The organism is Sinobaca sp. H24, from assembly GCF_023845525.1.
This window is the reverse complement of the sequence record NZ_JALBWT010000030.1, coordinates 33599-51463: the sequence shown is the minus strand read 5'-3', so window position 1 is coordinate 51463 and position 17865 is coordinate 33599. Positions and strand designations below refer to the sequence as shown.

General features: G+C 45.1%; 18 protein-coding genes and 2 pseudogenes. 11 read left to right on the top strand and 9 right to left on the bottom strand.

Annotation, left to right across the window (positions count from 1 at the left end; all coding sequences use genetic code 11):
• Positions 1 to 14 precede the first annotated feature (14 nt).
• Together MMY81_RS25480 and MMY81_RS25475 are read left to right on the top strand one after the other, a co-directional pair.
• Entirely contained in the window at positions 15 to 1040 is a 1026-nt protein-coding gene (locus MMY81_RS25480) for an NAD(P)-dependent alcohol dehydrogenase (RefSeq protein ID WP_252315026.1), read from the top strand.
• A gap of 148 nt (positions 1041 to 1188) precedes the next feature.
• Positions 1189 to 1401 carry a hypothetical protein gene (locus MMY81_RS25475; RefSeq protein ID WP_120193854.1) on the top strand — a complete coding sequence of 71 codons (213 nt, stop codon included), beginning with the start codon at positions 1189 to 1191 and terminating at the stop codon, positions 1399 to 1401.
• Positions 1402 to 1442: 41 nt separating this feature from the next.
• Here MMY81_RS25475 and MMY81_RS25470 read toward each other — a convergent pair whose 3' ends face one another.
• From MMY81_RS25470 to MMY81_RS25455, 4 genes and pseudogenes are all read right to left on the bottom strand, one after another.
• Entirely contained in the window at positions 1443 to 1808 is a 366-nt protein-coding gene (locus MMY81_RS25470) for a SpoIIAA family protein (RefSeq protein WP_252315025.1), read from the bottom strand.
• A gap of 224 nt (positions 1809 to 2032) precedes the next feature.
• The gene (locus MMY81_RS25465) at positions 2033 to 3052 is read right to left on the bottom strand and encodes a glucose PTS transporter subunit IIA (RefSeq protein ID WP_252315034.1); all 1020 of its coding nucleotides are present in this window, start codon (positions 3050 to 3052) and stop codon (positions 2033 to 2035) included.
• 75 nt (positions 3053 to 3127) lie between these two features.
• Positions 3128 to 4068: pseudogene (locus MMY81_RS25460) on the bottom strand (PTS transporter subunit EIIC); the annotation flags it as partial.
• A gap of 147 nt (positions 4069 to 4215) precedes the next feature.
• Positions 4216 to 5541 carry a 6-phospho-alpha-glucosidase gene (locus tag MMY81_RS25455; protein WP_252315024.1) on the bottom strand — a complete coding sequence of 442 codons (1326 nt, stop codon included), beginning with the start codon at positions 5539 to 5541 and terminating at the stop codon, positions 4216 to 4218.
• Between the two features lie 149 nt (positions 5542 to 5690).
• Here MMY81_RS25455 and MMY81_RS25450 point away from each other — a divergent pair, with 149 nt between their 5' ends.
• Positions 5691 to 6503: a MurR/RpiR family transcriptional regulator gene (locus tag MMY81_RS25450; RefSeq protein WP_252315023.1), complete on the top strand. Its 813-nt coding sequence runs from the start codon at positions 5691 to 5693 to the stop codon at positions 6501 to 6503.
• 39 nt (positions 6504 to 6542) lie between these two features.
• Here MMY81_RS25450 and MMY81_RS34535 read toward each other — a convergent pair whose 3' ends face one another.
• On the bottom strand, positions 6543 to 7124 hold the full coding sequence (locus MMY81_RS34535; protein WP_308215477.1) for a phospholipase D-like domain-containing protein: 582 nt from the start codon (positions 7122 to 7124) through the stop codon (positions 6543 to 6545).
• The gene (locus tag MMY81_RS25445; RefSeq protein ID WP_308215476.1) at positions 7037 to 7999 is read right to left on the bottom strand and encodes a phospholipase D-like domain-containing protein; all 963 of its coding nucleotides are present in this window, start codon (positions 7997 to 7999) and stop codon (positions 7037 to 7039) included. The genes MMY81_RS34535 and MMY81_RS25445 overlap by 88 nt, the downstream gene beginning before the upstream one ends.
• Before the next feature lie 168 nt (positions 8000 to 8167).
• On the opposite strand from MMY81_RS25445, the gene MMY81_RS25440 reads away from it, so the two are divergent.
• The 3 genes from MMY81_RS25440 (at position 8168) to MMY81_RS25430 (ending at position 9843) form a co-directional block, all read left to right on the top strand.
• On the top strand, positions 8168 to 9025 hold the full coding sequence (locus MMY81_RS25440) for a YusW family protein (protein ID WP_252315022.1): 858 nt from the start codon (positions 8168 to 8170) through the stop codon (positions 9023 to 9025).
• A 261-nt stretch (positions 9026 to 9286) separates the two neighbouring features.
• Positions 9287 to 9472 (top strand): hypothetical protein, encoded by a 186-nt coding sequence (locus MMY81_RS25435; RefSeq protein WP_252315021.1) that lies wholly within the window; start codon positions 9287 to 9289, stop codon positions 9470 to 9472.
• Between the two features lie 11 nt (positions 9473 to 9483).
• Positions 9484 to 9843 (top strand): flavodoxin family protein, encoded by a 360-nt coding sequence (locus MMY81_RS25430; protein ID WP_252315020.1) that lies wholly within the window; start codon positions 9484 to 9486, stop codon positions 9841 to 9843.
• A gap of 43 nt (positions 9844 to 9886) precedes the next feature.
• On the opposite strand, the gene MMY81_RS25425 is transcribed toward MMY81_RS25430, so the two are convergent.
• Positions 9887 to 11635, bottom strand: a complete 1749-nt coding sequence (locus tag MMY81_RS25425) for an amidase (protein ID WP_252315019.1) — start codon at positions 11633 to 11635, stop codon at positions 9887 to 9889.
• A gap of 270 nt (positions 11636 to 11905) precedes the next feature.
• On the opposite strand from MMY81_RS25425, the gene MMY81_RS25420 reads away from it, so the two are divergent.
• Entirely contained in the window at positions 11906 to 12370 is a 465-nt protein-coding gene (locus tag MMY81_RS25420) for an NUDIX domain-containing protein (RefSeq protein WP_252315018.1), read from the top strand.
• A 41-nt stretch (positions 12371 to 12411) separates the two neighbouring features.
• Here MMY81_RS25420 and MMY81_RS25415 read toward each other — a convergent pair whose 3' ends face one another.
• Both MMY81_RS25415 and MMY81_RS25410 read right to left on the bottom strand, forming a co-directional pair.
• Positions 12412 to 12771: a SpoIIAA family protein gene (locus tag MMY81_RS25415; protein WP_252315017.1), complete on the bottom strand. Its 360-nt coding sequence runs from the start codon at positions 12769 to 12771 to the stop codon at positions 12412 to 12414.
• A 103-nt stretch (positions 12772 to 12874) separates the two neighbouring features.
• Entirely contained in the window at positions 12875 to 13033 is a 159-nt protein-coding gene (locus tag MMY81_RS25410; protein WP_170146933.1) for a hypothetical protein, read from the bottom strand.
• 146 nt (positions 13034 to 13179) lie between these two features.
• On the opposite strand from MMY81_RS25410, the gene MMY81_RS25405 reads away from it, so the two are divergent.
• The 4 genes and pseudogenes from MMY81_RS25405 (at position 13180) to MMY81_RS25390 (ending at position 17763) form a co-directional block, all read left to right on the top strand.
• Positions 13180 to 13737: a DUF4256 domain-containing protein gene (locus MMY81_RS25405; RefSeq protein WP_252315016.1), complete on the top strand. Its 558-nt coding sequence runs from the start codon at positions 13180 to 13182 to the stop codon at positions 13735 to 13737.
• Positions 13738 to 13993: 256 nt separating this feature from the next.
• A complete protein-coding gene (locus MMY81_RS25400) occupies positions 13994 to 15211 on the top strand; it encodes a LysM peptidoglycan-binding domain-containing protein (RefSeq protein WP_252315015.1) in 1218 nt (405 codons plus the stop codon).
• A 173-nt stretch (positions 15212 to 15384) separates the two neighbouring features.
• Positions 15385 to 16681: pseudogene (locus MMY81_RS25395) on the top strand (acetamidase/formamidase family protein).
• A 104-nt stretch (positions 16682 to 16785) separates the two neighbouring features.
• Positions 16786 to 17763 (top strand): ring-cleaving dioxygenase, encoded by a 978-nt coding sequence (locus MMY81_RS25390; protein ID WP_252315014.1) that lies wholly within the window; start codon positions 16786 to 16788, stop codon positions 17761 to 17763.
• Positions 17764 to 17865: the final 102 nt, after the last annotated feature.

The window sequence follows — 17865 nt, the reverse complement described above, 5'->3', positions numbered from 1 at the left end:
GAGTGATAAAACCAATGAAAGCATGGAGACTAAAAGAGTTTAATCAACCTCTAGTACATGAAGAAATAGAGGATCCCGAAATTACCGCTCCGACGGATGTGATTATTAAAATAGGAGGAGCCGGTGTCTGCCGAACGGATCTGCACTTAATTGAAGGCATATGGGACCGTGCGCTGGAAACGCCGCTGCCTTTTACTATCGGTCATGAAAATGCCGGCTGGGTGCACAAAGCGGGGTCAAGTGTTACGATGTTTGAAGTGGGCGACCCGGTGATTGTCCATCCGGTCGCAAGCTGCGGCAAATGCCTGAGCTGCAGGTCCGGTGAGGATATGCACTGTGACAATCTGGTGTTCCCTGGGTTAACCGCAGACGGCGGATACGCGGAATATTTAAAAACATCAGAGCGGGCATTGATTAAACTGGAAAACGGGGTAGAACCAAAAGACGTTGCTCCTCTAGCTGATGCAGGAATCACCGCCTACCGTGCGGTTCAAAAAGCTGCTCCTTTTGCCAGGCCGGGAACGAAAACCCTGCTGATCGGTATGGGCGGCCTGGGTCATATAGCGGTTCAGCTGATGAAGGAATTTGGTGCAGGTGATATTATTGCACTGGATACAAATGAAGAACGGCTGAATATGGCAATGGAATATGGAGCCGACGAAAAAATTCTCGCAGATGGAAACCATTTAGAAGCAGTGCGTCATCTAACAGAGGATATCGGACCTGATATTATTATCGACTTCGTAGGAGAAGATGATACCCATAAAGAAAGCATGGAAATGCTGAAAAAAGGTGGCCATTACTTTGTAGTAGGCTATGGGGGAGCACTCCATGTCCCGTCTCTTGATGTGATTAACAATGAGTTAAACATTATTGGAAGCCTGGTCGGGAACTACACACAGCTATATGAATTAATGAAGCTTCATGCGAAAGGGAAAGTGAAGCTTCATTCTACCTCTTATCCAATGAGTGAAGCGAATGAAGTGCTGCAGATGCTTGAAGAAGGGAAGATAAATGGCAGAACAGTACTGGTGCCATGAGAATAATGTGATTTGCAATAAGCTGTTTTCAGAAACTTTGAAGACAGCTTATTTTTTTCTGTGTACAGTCTGAATATAAAATAAATAAATTTTTTCTTGAAATAGAACAAATGTTCGTATATGCTGTATAAAAAGGAGGAAGGCAAAAATGGATTCTGTCATGATGAAAGGGTACCGCCTGAGAAAAGACGGCTCCTACCCGATGATTGTATCGAACAAAGCCATTATTCCCCATGCGAAACATTACGAATTCGACGAAGTACTGATAGCGGTCAGCCGCGAAGATCTGGAGCATCTGCAGTTTTCAATGGAGCGGGACAACTTTTTTAAAAAGCAGAGCCGGACGTATCTGTCGTTGTAAAAAGCAAGAAACAACACAGCGGGACCTCCGCTGTGTTATTGTTATTCGCCTTGCTCTTTGATCCACGCCCAGGCAGCCCTCATGTCAGCTTTATCAAAATGCTTCACGGTAATGCCGGGAAGGATATTACCGGCATTTACAGCAGTCTCCATCCACTTTTTATCGCTTAGCACTGCAAATTTCTGAAACTGTCCCCAGCGTTTGGCATCAAACATATTGCCTTCGATAAGTCCTTTAAGAGTCGTTTTATCAACATCGTTAAAAATAACGAATCCGTTAAACGGCTGATCACTGCCAAACTGCTTTTCTACGAACGCATCGAGGTTTCTTGCATCTTCTCCGGTAATCGTTCCTTTTACTTCCACAGCCACCGTGTGTTTATCTTCGCTCGGAAGAAATGTAAACATCGTATCATCTCCTCTATTTTATTAGTCTGCTTATTACAGGCGTTTCCCTCAAGAAAAATAACCAAACACCGAAAGCGAGTAACGATCGAAAAAAAGTATAATGAAGAAATGGCGGAAGTGAATGTAAAAGAAACGATAACGAGTATAGGATAAAAGAACATAACCGCAGCAAAGACCCCTTCCAGAAGTACGCAGCTTCTAGAAAGGGTCTGTTTATTTTTTCGTTATTGTACTGGTTCAATAGACAAAAATACGTTGTTTCCTGCCTTGACGAAAGAGGGAGGATTAGAAGCTCCAATGAAAAATTTATCTCCATTTAATAAGATGATAGGAGTAACAGGATCATACCCCTGATTTTTAATAAAAGTAAGATCCATTTCAGCTAAGAGATCCCCTTGCTGAACATGCTCTCCTGCAGCCACATGAAGAGTAAAGCCTTTACCGTTTAATTCTACTGTATCAAGGCCCATATGAATCAGAAATTCTGCCTGCGTGTCGGAGCGGAGGAGAATAGCATGACTCGTCGGAAAAACCTCTACAATAGTTCCGTCAACAGGAGAAACAACCTGGCCGTCTGTTGGTTGAACAGCCATGCCATCCCCCATCATTTTTTGTGAAAACACATTATCGGGTATATCTTCTAAAGCAACAATAGTTCCGGTTAACGGAGAAATAATCGTGCTGCTTTGCAGGGCAGAATCAACAGCCGCTGCAGGTTCTTCCTGATGGGAGTCAGCTGAATCATCATGTTTTTCTATAATTGAAAGGATTTGGTTTTTTAATGTGTCAGATGTTGGGCCAAAAATAGCCTGCACCCCTGAACCGACTTCCAGTACGCCTGCAGCTCCAAGTGCCTGAAGTCTCGTTTTATCAACAACTCCTTTATTATGGACGCCAACACGAAGTCTGGTAATGCAGGCATCCAGGTTGTTAATATTCTGCTCTCCGCCAAGGGCAGCCAGTACTTCCTGCGCCTTTCCACCGGAATGAGCTTCTTTTGATCTGGACTGATAATCCTGTTTAGTGTATATTCGATTGGATTCTTCGCCGCCGCGGCCCGGAGTCAGCAGATTCCATTTCTGAATAGACCAGCGGAAGACAAAATAATACGTTAGAGCAATAGGAAGGCCTATTAAAGGCACGTACCACCATGGTTCTCCTACACCCGGCAGAACACCGAATAAAATGAAATCGATAATGCCTGAACCGCCGGCGTAGCCAACATTTACGTCTAGGATATACATAGACATAAAGGAAAGACCTGCCATCAAAATATGAAATACATAAAGCAGTGGAGCAACAAATAAAAATGTGAATTCTAATGGTTCAGTAATACCAGTGAGAAAAGCTGTAGCTGCGGCAGTAAATAAAAGACCGCCGACGGCTTTTTTGTTTTCAGGTTTAGCCATATGGTACATAGCAAGTGCCGCAGCAGGAAGGCCGAAAAGAACGAAAGGAAATTTTCCTGCCATAAAGCGTCCGGCTGTTATTTCCACAGCTTCATTCATCTGCCTGTCCGCCAGCTGTGCCATGTACATAGCGGTGTCTCCTGATACTACGGAGCCGGAAAGGGTAGTATACATTCCACCGACTTCAGAGAAGCGAATAGGAATATAAAAAATATGGTGAAGGCCAAATGGTATTAATCCACGTTCTACAACGCCATAGATAAACATATAAAAAGGAGGTGTATTTTCTCCTGATAAAGAAGCGCCTAATGAATAAATGGCGTCTTGAATAAGAGGCCAGACAAGAGAAAGAATCAATGCTAGTCCTATCGAATAAGCTGCTGTAATAATAGGCACAAAGCGAGCGCCTCCGAAAAAAGAAAGTACCTCCGGCATTTTAAAGTCATGGTATTTGTTATAAAGGGAAGCGGCTAGAAAACCCATTACAATCCCCCGAATACTCCTACCTGAAGCGTAGGGACCCCGAGTTCAAGAACGTAGCCGGGCTCTGATATATTATCAGTAGATATGCCCAGTACAATACCGATAACAGTATGCATAATCATGTAGCCGACTAATGCCGAAAGAGAAGCAGCAGCTTTACCACCTGTCCAGCTTCCGGCAATGCCGACGGCAAACAGCACACCCAGATTTCCAAAAATAGCATTTCCGGCGCCTATCATTAGTTCAGCAGTCGTCTGCCAAAAAGAAGAGTCAAAAAATGGTAAGTACTCTGTTAAATAAGGAGATTGAATAGTCGTGCCTATTCCAAGCAGAAGGCCGGCTGCTGGAAGCAGGGAAATAATAACCATAAACGTTTTACCAATACGCTGGAAAAAATCAAAGTTAAAAATATTTTTCATTTTTACCTCTCTTTTCTTACTGGATTTTAAGAAAACGTATTCATTAAAAGAAGAAAAAGCAGGGAGTAGAATAAAAAATACTCCCTCACATAATATTTAACGTAGTTCCGGCCAAAAACCCTGGTTAGCTTCAATAAGCGCATCCAGAACTTCTCTTGCTTTTGAAGCCGAAACAATCGTGCGATTAAGCGTTAAAGCTTGAAGTGCTTTAGCGTACGATCCTTCCATAAAAGCTTCTGCAGTTAATCTTTCATAAGCATACTGTCCTTCAATCAATCCTTTATAAAAAACAGGAATATCACCCACTGCATATGGGCGGGGACCATTTGCATACAAGGAAGCGGAAACTTCTACCATGGCATCATCCGGCAGATTACTGACAATACCGTTGTTTTTCAAAATAACAATAAAATTATTTCCTTTATTATGCGCGATGGATTCAGCTACAATCAAAATAAACTCACCATGAGCATCATTAACAATAACATTGGAATCCTTTGCTGTTCCCGTTTCTGAAACCCTGCGACAATCATCAAATACTCTTTTCTCGCGTCCATTTTGTACTTCATTAGTTCTGGTAAAAGAAGGATTGAGTTTTTGGAGCACTTTATCTGGATACAAATAATATTGAAGGTATGTGTTTGGCAGATAATCTGGAAAATCACGCACCATCTGTTCCACCATGGCATACGTATCAAGCCATGACTGATCGCGCTGTTCATGATCAGCCGGCCGGAATCCTCCATCGAGGATGGTCTCACGGAGAAGGGGAAGAAGGTCTTTTCCTTCAGGATCATATAAATTTGTGAACCAGCCGAAGTGATTCAAACCGAAATACACGGGATCAAAATCGCGTTCATTCATATTAAGCAGCCGGCCATAGGAGCGCAGCAGATTTTCAGGCTGATCGCATATGTTTAGAATACGCTTATCTTCCGGAAATGCATTCTGCAGGGCAACGGCAACAATAGCTGCCGGGTTGGTATAATTTAAAATCCATGCTTCTTTATTGTGCTTTCGAACGTTTTGAACAAGCTCTATCATATCTTTAATGGAACGCATGCCGTATGCAAAACCGCCGGGACCGCATGTTTCCTGACCGATCAGCCCCATTTCCAAAGGGATTTTTTCGTCCTGCTCCCGCATCGTGTAGCCGCCCGTACGCATTTGTACAAATACAAAATCAATAGATTCGGTAAAGGCTTCATCTTTAGAAGTAGTATAATGAAAATCGATTTCCGGATAGTCTTCGCGGAACAATGTTTTGGCAAAATCGCCTATAACCTGCTGTCTTTCTTCATTTACATCGTACATAATTAATTTTTCAATCGGAAATGTTTCCTGCCGGGCGCAAATACCTTTAAGCAAACCGGGAGTCCAGGTGCTCCCGCCTCCTACAATCAATACTGTATATTTCTTCATCCTGCTCATCTCCCTGTCATTTCTTGTAATCGCTTTATCGAATATAGTGTCATCGTAGAGCATAAAAGAGTATAATTTGAAAAAGTTTCATTTTATAAAACTTTTTCATAAAGGAACGACAAGTTAAAGACATAAAAGGATGAGAGAAAATGTATAATTTTTTAGCTAAATTGTTAAACTTTATTGAATCTTCGACAGATCATACGAAGTCAGAAGTGATTATTGCAGAATATATTCTACGGAATGTGCAGTATATTCCGGACATGTCGATCTATGAATTGGCTGAAGCCTGCCATACGTCGCCTGCTACAATTACCAGGTTCTGCCACCGGTTTGAAAATATATCGTATAAAGAATTGAAAGAATATGCGCGGACTTTTATTGAGTTTAACCATACGGAAGTGGCATTTGAGAATATAGAATCACAGGTAAGTATGGATCAGATTGCTAACTATTATGATGAATTGCAGCAGGCGCTTGAAGAGACACGCCACATGTTTCAGTCAAAAGACGTGCTTGAGGTGGTGAAAATTATTCATGCATCGCAGAAGATCTCTTTTTTCGGTGTTACTTTTTCTCATTTGCTTGCAAGAAACGCGCAGTTTAAATTTATACGTCTTGGAAAAACAGCGCTGGCCTACAGTAACCATGAAAATCAACTGACAGAAGCAGAAAATGTAACAAGCAGAGATGCGGCTATTGTCATTTCTTTTTCAGGAGAAACCCGTTTTATTGTCAGGCTCGTAAAAGAACTAAAAAAACGAAATGTACCAATTATTGCTATCACAAGCAGTTATACGAGTACTCTTGGCAGGCATGCAAAACACGTCATACCAGTCAGTGAGAAAACGCTGGAGCATTATAAGTCTCCAATATTAGAAGAAATTACTATGCTGAGCGCGATTAATTCTATTTATTTGATGTATTCTTCCTTTCTGCATGCTAATCGAAGCCGTAACTAAAAAAACAGCCTATCTGCTTTTACGCGGAAAGGCCGTTTTTTATAAAATAGGACTCAGCAGCCTGGCAAATCCTTCTCTTGCTTTTATATGCCAGGCGCGTCTGTTGTATAGGTCTTTTGTGAGCATGCGGCACTGGGCGGCGTCTGTTTCAAACAAGGACTCCAGCTCGAGCGCTAGCTTGTTGTGGTACACAACAGCATTCACTTCAAAGTTCAGGCGGAAGCTTCTGGCATCGAGATTAGTCGTTCCTACGGTGGAAGCTTCGCCGTCAATCACAAGGGTTTTTGCATGCAGAAATCCGCCGTCATATAAATACGCCTGCGCCCCGTAATCAAGCAGTTCCCCCAAAAACGACCACGAGGCCCACATCACAAAGGGGTGGTCCTTTTTACCGGGAATCATAATATGCAGCTCCACGCCGGAGAGAAGCGCCATTTTGCAGGCATCGATGAAGCTTTGATCCGGAATGAAGTAGGGGGTCTGGATATAGATCCGGTGTTCGGCTCTTAAAATCATATGAATCATCGCATTTTTTAAATGCTCCGTGCGGGAGTTTGGTCCGCTTGCAACAATTTGTACTGCCGCCGTGTCTTCAATTGCATGCGGAGCAAATTCAAACACCACTCCTCCGGATCCGGCCGTTCCGAACCGGCGTAATGCCAGTCCATAATAAAGCGCTCCTGAATCTGATAAACGGCGTCTCCTTCCAGACGAAGGTGGGTGTCGCGCCAGTAGCCGAATTTCTCGGCTTCCCCGAGATACTCCGTTCCCACATTAAAGCCGCCGATGTAGCCGATTTTTCCATCGATAACGCAGAGCTTGCGGTGATTGCGGTTGTTAATCCGCAGATTAATATACTTAAACAGGGACGGGAAGAAAACACGGACTTCTCCTTTATAGGAGGCGAGCTCTTCAAAATCAGAGGACTTCAGGTGCATCGAGCCGATGCCGTCGTAAAGAATCCGGACTCTCACGCCTTCCCTGGCTTTTTCCGTTAAAATATCGAGAAGCTTCCGACCCAGCGGATCCCGCTTAATAATAAAATATTGAATATTAATCTCAGTCCGGGCCTTCTGCATGTCCTCCATCATCTTGTTGAATTTCTGATTGCCGTCATGAAGCAGGGAAATTCGGTTATGAAAGCTGATCAGGGCTTTGCTTCCGCGAAGGTTCATCGCAGCGAGTGAATCGTATTTTGAGCTCGTGTGAATCTTCAGCTTTGCCTTATCGTCGGGAGAATCAAGCTGCGTAAGCTGGGTGTGAATATGTCCGGAATGATAGGCCTGTTCTTCCCGGGTCAGACGGTAGAAGTTTTCTTGTTTCATCTGCCGTCCTAAAAATAGATACAACAGGAAGCCGATAATAGGCAGAAAAAACAGGATAAGCAGCCATGCCCATGTAGAACCGGCATCCCGGCGCTCATTAAAAATAAGAAAAATGGCTAATACGAGGTTAACGAATAAAAGAATATTGACGCTCCAGGAAAACCAGTCCATCCTCATTTCTCCTTTATCAGTTGTCTCATAATATTATTGTATTCTATTTAGGAAAGATATGTACTTTTATTATGTAAAGGCCTTTCTCATTAAATTCTAATCTTCATCTCATAGCAGGTTAATCCAATAAAGATACAATATCCTTATACAACAAAGGGGGTATTTTACATGAAAAAAGCAATAGTAGGATTGTCGGCTGTATTTCTATTGGCGGCCTGCGGGGATGACGTGGTAGATATGGAAGAGGAGTCCTCGGGCAGCGGAGAACAGTCCGTACAGGAGGAATCAACAGAAGCGGACAGCCAGGCAGATGAGGAAGGTTCAACCATGGAGCAGGAAGAATCGGCAGAACAGGTGGACTCTGCGGCTGAAACGCAGGGACAGGCATCGAATGTACATGAGTTTGATCTGCACCTGGAGTTCTTAAACGATGAAGAGTGGGAATATGAATACGAGCGCGATAACAGCCAAGGCATGGAAGTGGACCGGGACGGCGAAGAAGCCATTTTGGGAGCTGATGCGGAAGCTGAAATCAAAGGACTGCTCGGAGAGATCAATATTACAACGGATCGTCCGCTGCTCGACATGAAGCAGGAAGTACTGGAGGCGCTGGATGTGTCCGAAGATGAGTTGGAGGACATGGATCTGGAAATCGAATATGACGGTGGAGAAACAATCGAATTTGATCATGAAACTGCAGGTGGAGGAGACACCGGTACTGCACGACAGCTGGATATGGACATTGAGCTGACAAACGGCGGCAGCTGGGAATACGACTACGAAGCCGATGAGCCTGAAGCTGAAATAGAGCAGGGTGATGGAAGAGAGATAGAAGGAGAGGAAGCAGTATCAGAAGCAGAGGCACTGCTTGATAATATTTCTATTACGATGGACTATTCTATCGATGAAATGAAGCAGGAAGTGCTGGATGAGCTCGAACTGAACGAAGAAGACGTGCAGGATTTTGATATAGACGTGGAATATGAGAATGGGGAATCCGTAAAGTTTAAGCATGATAAAGAATAAAAAAGGTCCTGCAGGATGGTGTATGCCGCCCTGCAGGCTTTTTTGTTGTACAAAATATATTCAAAAGTAAAACAAAGACTAAAGAACTAAAAAAAGTAAACTAAAAGAGATTAAATACCTATAAAAAGAGAGAAGATTTAGTTTTTTATCCGAATAAATGGTAAAATAGAGAAAAGACAAATAGAGATAGAGGAAAAAATGGAAGTGCTGTCGTCCTAATGCAGCAATAGACAGCAGGGGTAAAAAAAGGAGGAAAAGGTATTGAAAATCAGTGTGGTTTATGGAAGTGCAGTGCCGCTTGAAAACATAGAAATGCTCACGCGCCATGTGATTGAAGGAAAGCCAGACGTAACGGAAATTTATTTAAGAGATTATCACATGAAAATAGAGATCAGATACAGCAGTCGGGAGAAAAAGATGAATATATCCAGATTATTGACCAGATAACAGGGAGCGATGTGCTTATACTTGCTATGCCTATGTACTGTTACGGCATGTCGGGATTAATGAAAACATTTGTCGACAGATGGCCGCAGGTTGATGAAGAAGAGCCTTCCAGACATTTTATGAAAGCGATGCGTGGAAAGCAGGTATATTTAATTATTACAGGAAAAGACGATCCTCGTAAAAAAGCGCTCCCGATCATCCAGCAGTTTAACTATATCTGCCGGGCGGCAGGCATGGTCTTTAATGGATATCTGATTGGGGAAGCAGTCAATCCGGGGGATATTGAAAAAGATAAAGAAGTGATTAATCAGGCTAGAGCGTTGAACGAGCTTCTCGGTCAAAAACAGCAGTCCAATGAATTAACTTCATAAATAAACCCCTTGAACCAGGCTGGCTGGTTCAAGGGGTTTGTTATTAGGCGTTTGTATGCCGGCGTCTGTTTCTCATCCACAGGAGGCCGCCAAGTCCTGCTGCAGCAAAACCGCTCATCATCCATGCGGCATAGTGGGAGGCAGTTTCCGGAAGGGCGCCGCCTTCTTGTACGTCGAGCTCTGGTGTTTCCCGGTAATCGGTGGCCTGCTCGTAGTCGTACGCCATGCCGATAAGATCTGCTTCACTCCACTCTTCTCCAAAAAAGGCAAGGGAAAATGGAGAACCGCTTTCGTAATAGCCGGCCGGTACGGTAACAAGCGGAAGGCCGCTGATATTAATTTCCGGCACCGTGGTGGCTTCAATATTTGCTTCCTGATCGGCCAGAGGTGGAATTTCTTCTGCCATCTGCGGGTATACAAAGCCGTCGAGATCCTGTTCTTCCATCACGTTATTGATGATCTGGAGATACTCTGCTTTCGCTTCCTCGAATTCACTCTGATCCGGCATCGTTTCCGGATCTTCGAGCGTTCCTTCAAAGTCCACACCGCGTTCCACTAGAAAACGAAGCGGTCCTTCTTCTGTCCAGGGCACTTCTCCGGCTTCTTCAAATACATCATTTACGTTTAATGATTCATTTCCAGGATCCAGGTCCTGCAAGTAGTTGTTTAGGTCGTAAACAAAAGCATCATAGCCTACGTTTCCTGTTTCCTCAGTGAAATCCGCAAGTCCGCTGCCTTCAAAAGGATCACTGATCACTTCAGCTCCCTGGGCTTCCAATTCTGCGACAGAGCGGTCGTACAGCTCCTGCGTTTCTGCGCTGAGCTCTCCATCTTCCCGCCACTCGGCGCCGTACAGGCCGATTCTTTTACCTTCCAGAGTTTCATCATCTAATGACGCAGTATAACCATCTTCTGGTACATTGCCGGCTGCAGCTTCCGTTTTTGGATCTCCTTCATCCTCCCCTGCGATAACGTCAAGCATGAGAGCGGCATCCTCTACGGTACGGGCATGAGGACCGAGAACATCACGTGTTCCGCCGGCAAGGGGCGTTACGCCTGTTGTCGGTACAAGGCCGAAAGTAGGCTTGACGCTGGCTAACGCCTGGGCTGCGGCAGGGTTTTGAATGGATCCGCCGGTTTCTTCAGCGATTCCCATCATGGCAAAATTGCCGGAAACCGAAGCGGCGGTGCCGCTGCTGCTTCCGCCGGGTGCCAGACGTGGATCGACAACGTTAAACGTATCGTCGGCCCAGCTTGTAGAGGCATTGGTACCCGAAGCGCTGAACGCCGGTATGTTGGTTTTTCCAATGATAATGGCACCGGCTTCTTTTAAATCTTCCACAACCGGGGCATCAGATGTGGGGGCAAGCTCAATGCCTCCGGCTTCCTCGCTCAGCGGGGCCCAGCCGAATGTGGTAGGGAAGCCTTCAACGTCGACGGCTTCTTTAATAACGATCGGTACGCCGGCGAGCTCCCCCAAAGGCTCTCCGTTTTCACGCATTTTGTCTATTTCTTCTGCTTCTTCCAGGGCATCAGGATTCATAAAGGTAAAGGCATTGTACGTTTCTTCATAGGTGGCAATGCGGTCTAAGTAGGATTGAACAACTTCTTTGGAGGAATACTCTCCCGATTCAAAACCCTGCTTTAATTCATTGGCAGTAATTTCTTCAAACGCGAAGCTTTCCTCTGCAGACACGGAGGATAGTGGACTAAAAGCGATGGATGCTCCAAAAGCAGTGGCTAAAGCGGTAAGGGATGCTTTTTTTGCAAAAACGTTGACGGGCTTTTTCATCAAATCACGTCTCCTTTAGTATGAAATAGGTAAAAGCATCACTTCTTTTTCATCCTATTTCGGGAGGCGAACGAGTACAAGGAATCTGTTAGATAACCGGACAGCCTTTCTGCTTTCTTTTGTAGATCGGCAGAAGGGATAGACCCACTCATTTTATTGGGTCTATGGTTGTGTATTCGTTTTCTTTTTATCTAATTGTTATGAAAAAGAAGGAATATACAAAAGAATATGGAATGTAGGTAAATGCATAATAAGAGGAGGGCGACAATTATGGCTGCGTCTGAATACTATGACAGCCTGCGTGCTGAGATAGGGGCAGAGTTGATTTACATGCCGAGTACAGCGGCAGTTATCCGCAATGAAAATAACGAAATATTATTCCTGCAGGCTGAAAACGGGGAGTGGGATCTTCCCACCGGCGCAATGGAACCGGGAGAGACGCCTTCTCAGGCACTAATCCGGAAAGTCTGGGAGGAAACGGGGCTTCATGTGCAGCCCATTCAGCTGCAGGGAGTTTTCACAGGAAAGGATTTCAGGCATACATACGAAAACGGTGACCAGGTGGAGTATGTCATGCTCTGCTTTGAGTGCGTAGTGCGGGGAGGACGTCTGGACGGAGGCTCGATCGCCGCGGGCACGGCTGCTTACTATTCCTCCTGTAGTATTCCGCAGCTGGTGCTCCCATACCCGGATTCATTGTTTGCCGATTTTGACCACGCAGCTTCTTTTTTCTAAAATAAAACCCCCTCATCCTAATATAGAAGAGGGGGTTTCATTTAGGCTTCCTGGATCCAGTCCCAGGCTTTGTCGGTTTCATCTTTATCGAAGTGCTTCATCGAGAGGCCGGGCATCAGGCCGCCTGCTTTTGCGGCGAACTTCAGCCACGTTTTATCGCTGAGAATAGCAAATTTATCAAACTGGTCCCGGCGTTTTTCGTTAAAAGTACTTCCTTCTACTATTTGTTTCAAAGAGGTACGATCCACTTCGTTAAACACAACAAACACGTTAAACGTACTGCTGCTTCCAAAGTTTTCTTCTACGTGATGGTCAAGCTGTTCGGCATCTTCTTGTGTAACTGTTCCTTCAATCTCTACTGCGATCGTAGAGGGATCCTCTGTATAAAGCAGGGTATACATAGCAAAATCTCCTTCTATCTTGTTCTATCTCTAGTATTTCCGAATTCGGTATATATTAAACGAAAACAGCGGAAATAGCAACTATAGAAGGAGCCGGCGGCGTTTATTTGTCAGTATTTCTTTTTTTCCGCGAATAGGAAAAATCGATCCAGGCATTAATAAAAAAGACCGCAGCAATATACAGCACATTGGAATAAACGAGAGCACAGGCGATACCGGCAATCATAACGGCGAGTTTGAGTTGAAAAGGCTTTGTTGTCATGGGAAAGCCCCCTTTTGAATATAGTTCAAGCATAAACGATATCGTCGATTTCAACCACATACAGCGCTTTCCACAGTATAATAAAAAGAAAGCAGGAAGAAGCGGCGCATTACTATCTAATGTAAACCACAGGGAGGTCTGTCTATATGGCGGAAAAACTATCATTGGAGCAGAGAGAAGAACTGCTGGGAACATTGAAGGCCCGGTTTGAGAAGCACAGGAACCGGCATGAAGAAATAAACTGGGAGGATGTGCAGGTGAAGCTTGAAGCGAATACCGGAAAGCTCTGGTCGCTCTATGAAATGGAAAGAACGGACGGCGAACCGGATGTAGTAGGCTATGACAGCAAAACAGGAGAATATATCTTTTATGATTGTTCAGCGGAAAGCCCAAAAGGCCGCAGAAAGCTTTGTTACGATCGTGAAGCGCTGGAGGCAAGGAAAAAATACAAGCCGGAAAACAACGCAGTTGATCTGGCTGCATCCATGGGTATTGAGCTTTTAACAGAAGAACAGTACCGGGAACTGCAGAAGATAGAAAGCGTTGATTTGAAAACATCGAGCTGGGTACAGACGCCCGCAGCCATTAGAAAGCTGGGCGGAGCGCTCTTCTGCGACCGCCGCTATGACACTGTGTTTGTGTATCATAACGGAGCGGATTCCTACTATACCTCAAGAGGCTTCCGGGGATTACTGAAAGTGTAAATCCATATTTCACATTGCAGGATCCGGCTGTTACGGCCGGGTTCTTTTTTTATGAAGTATTTATTTGCTTACAAAGCGGAAGCGCAGCTGTTTAATCTAATCCCACAGAAAAATATTTATGATAAAAACCTAAAATATACATACAATATATTAACTTTCGGGAGTATAATAGAACTACATAAACCGAGTAGGTACAAACTCTTTTTTTACATATGCTAATGCCCCTTAGCATAAATAATAGAAGAGGTGAAGGGTCATGTGGATCAAGCTGTTGAAGGTCGCTGCGGTGTTCTTTCTGCTGTTTGTTACCCTGTTTTCGTTTACGCCTCCCGCTGATGCTGCCAGCTCCCAGTATGTAACAAAAGGAAATACCTCAAGTAAGGTTGTCGCGTTAACCTTTGATGATGGAGCGGATGGAACTAATATTCCCAAAATTCTGAATACCTTGTCCGCAAACAACATTAAGTCTACTTTTTTCCTAACCGGATCAGGAACGAACGATCATCCTCAGGCTATTCGAAATATAGCTGCTCAGGGGCATGAGCTGGCCAACCACTCCTACACTCATCCGGATTTCACCAAACTGACCGCCACGCAGATGAAGAGTGAACTCAGCCGTACGGAGACTATTGTAAAAAATACAACCGGGAAATCGACAAAGCCTTTATTTCGGGCACCATTTGGTTCCACTAATTCCTCCGTATTAAAAGCAGTGGGAGATGCAGGGTATACGCATACGATCCACTGGAACATTGATACCGTGGACTGGAAGGGCAATTCCAAAACTGACATTACCAACCGGGTCGTAAAAAACATCGTGCCGGGTTCCATTGTTCTGATGCATACCGGTGCAGGGGCATCAGGAACTCCAGGAGCACTGCCGGAAATCATCAAGCAGCTTAAAGCAAAGGGGTATAAATTTGTAACCGTGTCCGAACTGTTGAAAATCAAAGCGTCCACGCCGCCGGCCGATACAGGCACCACGTATACCGTGAAAGCCGGCGATACGCTGTACAGTATCGCTAATCGGTATAAAGTGAGCGTATCCCAGCTCGTAAGTGCAAATAAGCTGAGCAATGCAGGAATTATCCGTGTAGGACAAAAACTTGTGATTCCAGGGAAAGTAACACCCCCATCAACCGGGACAGGTACCACGTATACAGTTAAGGCTGGGGACACGCTCTACAGCATAGCTAATCGATATAATGTAAGCGTATCCCAGCTTGTAAGTACAAATAAACTGAGTAATTCCAATGTGATCCGTATTGGACAGAAGCTGGTGATTCCGGGAAAAGATGCTGCACCTGTTAAACCGGCTCCAACGACCTCGGTAAAACACATCGTTAAATCAGGAGACACGCTGTACAGCCTCTCCCGCAAATACGGTACGACTGTCACTAAAATCAAAACAGCCAACAAAATAGGGAGCAGTAATGTAATTCATGTCGGTCAGGTTCTTACTATACCGAGATAATTAGACGCCCTGTCCTTTGGAGGACAGGGCATTTGTGCATGTTTATAAAAGTAGTACCTTCTTTTTTGAGGACGAATTTGTGTAAAGAAAAGGACTATCTGCCGCAGAGAGCGAATAGGTAAGTGTAGTTACTTTTCATAATAAATATACTTATGGCAAAGGAGCGGGTAAAAATGGCAGCAAAGCAGACGGTATATGTTAATGAATTCACGGATGGGGTGCTTGATCCGGCGAAAGAGATGGAATATAAAGTGAAGGATGGAGGACACATTATCGCCAATACAGCACCTGGATGCTGGGGACCGATGATTACCCCGGCTCTGCGGGGAGGACATGAAGTAACAAAGCCCGTGTATGTAGAAGGCGCAGAAGTGGGGGATGCGATTGTTATCCGGATCCAATCGATTGAAGTGACGTCGGCCGCCACGGCTTCCGGGAATGATAAACCAGTAGACGGCCGTTTCGTTGGAGATCCATTCGTGGCAGTGAAATGTCCGGGGTGCGGCACTATGCGTCCGGAGACTACCATTGACGGCATAGGCCAGACCGCTGTCCGCTGCAATACGTGCGGCGAGGATATCACGCCATTTGTCTTTACGAATGCGTATACGATGGCTTTTAATCAGCAGAAAACAGTAGGGCTGACGCTTCCTCAGGAAGCAGCGGAAAAAATCGCAGGCAGCGCGAAAGAATATATGAATACTCCCGAACACTCCATCCAAAACCCGGTCGTTACGTTTGCGCCCCATGAATTTGGTTGGAGCCATGGCAAGACTGCGCCCATTTCTGGGCCAGCTGGGTACCACACCTTCCCGGGCATTGCCAGATTCTCACAATGCCGGCGATTTTGGCCAGTTTTTAATTGGGGCGCCGCATGAGTTTGCCGTAACGGAAGAAGAATTGGAGGAGCGTACCGACGGCCATATGGATATTAACCGGGTGCGTCAGGGTGCCGTAGTGATCTGTCCGGTAAAAGTTCCGGGTGGAGGAGTATATCTGGGAGACATGCATGCGATGCAGGGGGATGGAGAGATCGCCGGCCATACGACGGATGTATCCGGCATCGTTACTCTTGAAGTGCAGGTAATGAAAGGACTTAACATTGAAGGACCGATGCTGCTTCCGGTCACAGAAGACCTTCCTTATCTGGCCAAACCTTTCTCCGATCAGGAAAAGCAGGAGGCCCTTGCCTTAAGCCGCGAATGGGGGGTAACAGAAATGGAAGAATCGTATCCGATTTCCTTTGTCGGAACGGGAGCTGATTTAAACGCAGCTACGACCAATGGAATGGAGCGCGCTGCCAAACTGTTTGGCATTGACGTGCCGGAGGTTATGAACCGCTCGACTATTACCGGATCGATTGAAATCGGACGTCATCCTGGAGTCGTAACGGTAACATTTCTGGCTCCGCGTCCTTATCTGGAAACAAATGGCCTGCTGCCGCTTGTCAAAGAACGATACGGCAGCTGATCAAGGAAGCCCACGGGCTTCTTTTTTTCAGGACTGATTTATTGGAAGAAGAAAAAGAGTAGGGTACTATAGAGAACGGATAGATAAATAAGGAGTTGAAATCGATGAAAGAATTAACAGGAATGCATCACGTTACGGCTATTACAAGCAGTGCAGAGAAAAACTATGAGTTTTTTACGTATGTTCTCGGCATGCGCCTCGTGAAAAAGACAGTAAACCAGGATGACATAAAAACCTATCATCTTTTCTTTGCCGATGACAAAGGCAGTGCCGGGACAGATATGACGTTTTTTGATTTCCCGGGTATACCGAAAGGCCAGCACGGCACCAATGAAATTGCCAAAACGTCTTTCCGCGTGCCGGATAATAAAGCGCTTGACTACTGGGTGGGTCGTTTCGAACGCCTGAATGTTAAACACCACGGAATCAAAGAGCGTTTTGGGAAAAAGAGGCTGGCGTTTACAGATTTCGATGATCAGCAGTATGAGCTTGTGTCTGATGAAACAAATGAAGGCGTGGCTGCCGGCACACCATGGCAGAATGGTCCGGTTCCGCTGGAGTATGCGATTACCGGCCTCGGCCCGATTTATGTAAGAGTAGATAATGTGAGCCAGTTTAAAGAAATGCTGGAGAAGGTCCTGATGTTCCGTGAAATCGATCAGGATGGCGCCTTTCATTTATTTGAGACAGGAGAAGGCGGAAACGGCGCACAGATTATTGTAGAGTACAACGTCATTCTTCCCCCGGCCCGCCAGGGGTATGGAACGGTTCACCATGCGGCTCTGCGTGTAGATGACCGCCCGGCACTAGAAGAATGGATCGGCAGGCTCGATCAGTTCGGCTTCCAGCACTCCGGTTACGTGGACCGCCATTTCTTTAAATCGCTGTACACTAGAGTAGCGCCGCAGATTTTATTTGAATTTGCGACAGACGGACCGGGCTTTATGGGAGACGAACCATATGAAACGCTTGGGGAGAAGCTGTCGCTTCCGCCTATGCTTGAATCGCAGCGGGAAGAAATCGAAAAAATGGTGCGGCCGATTGATACGGTACGAAGCACCAAAGATATGACAAAAGAATAAGCATAAAGGCCACTGCCAAAAAACTTATTTTGTAGATGTCATTTTTCATTTATATTAGAAAAAATATCCATCAAAAACCTCGTATTCCTGTTGAAAGGAATA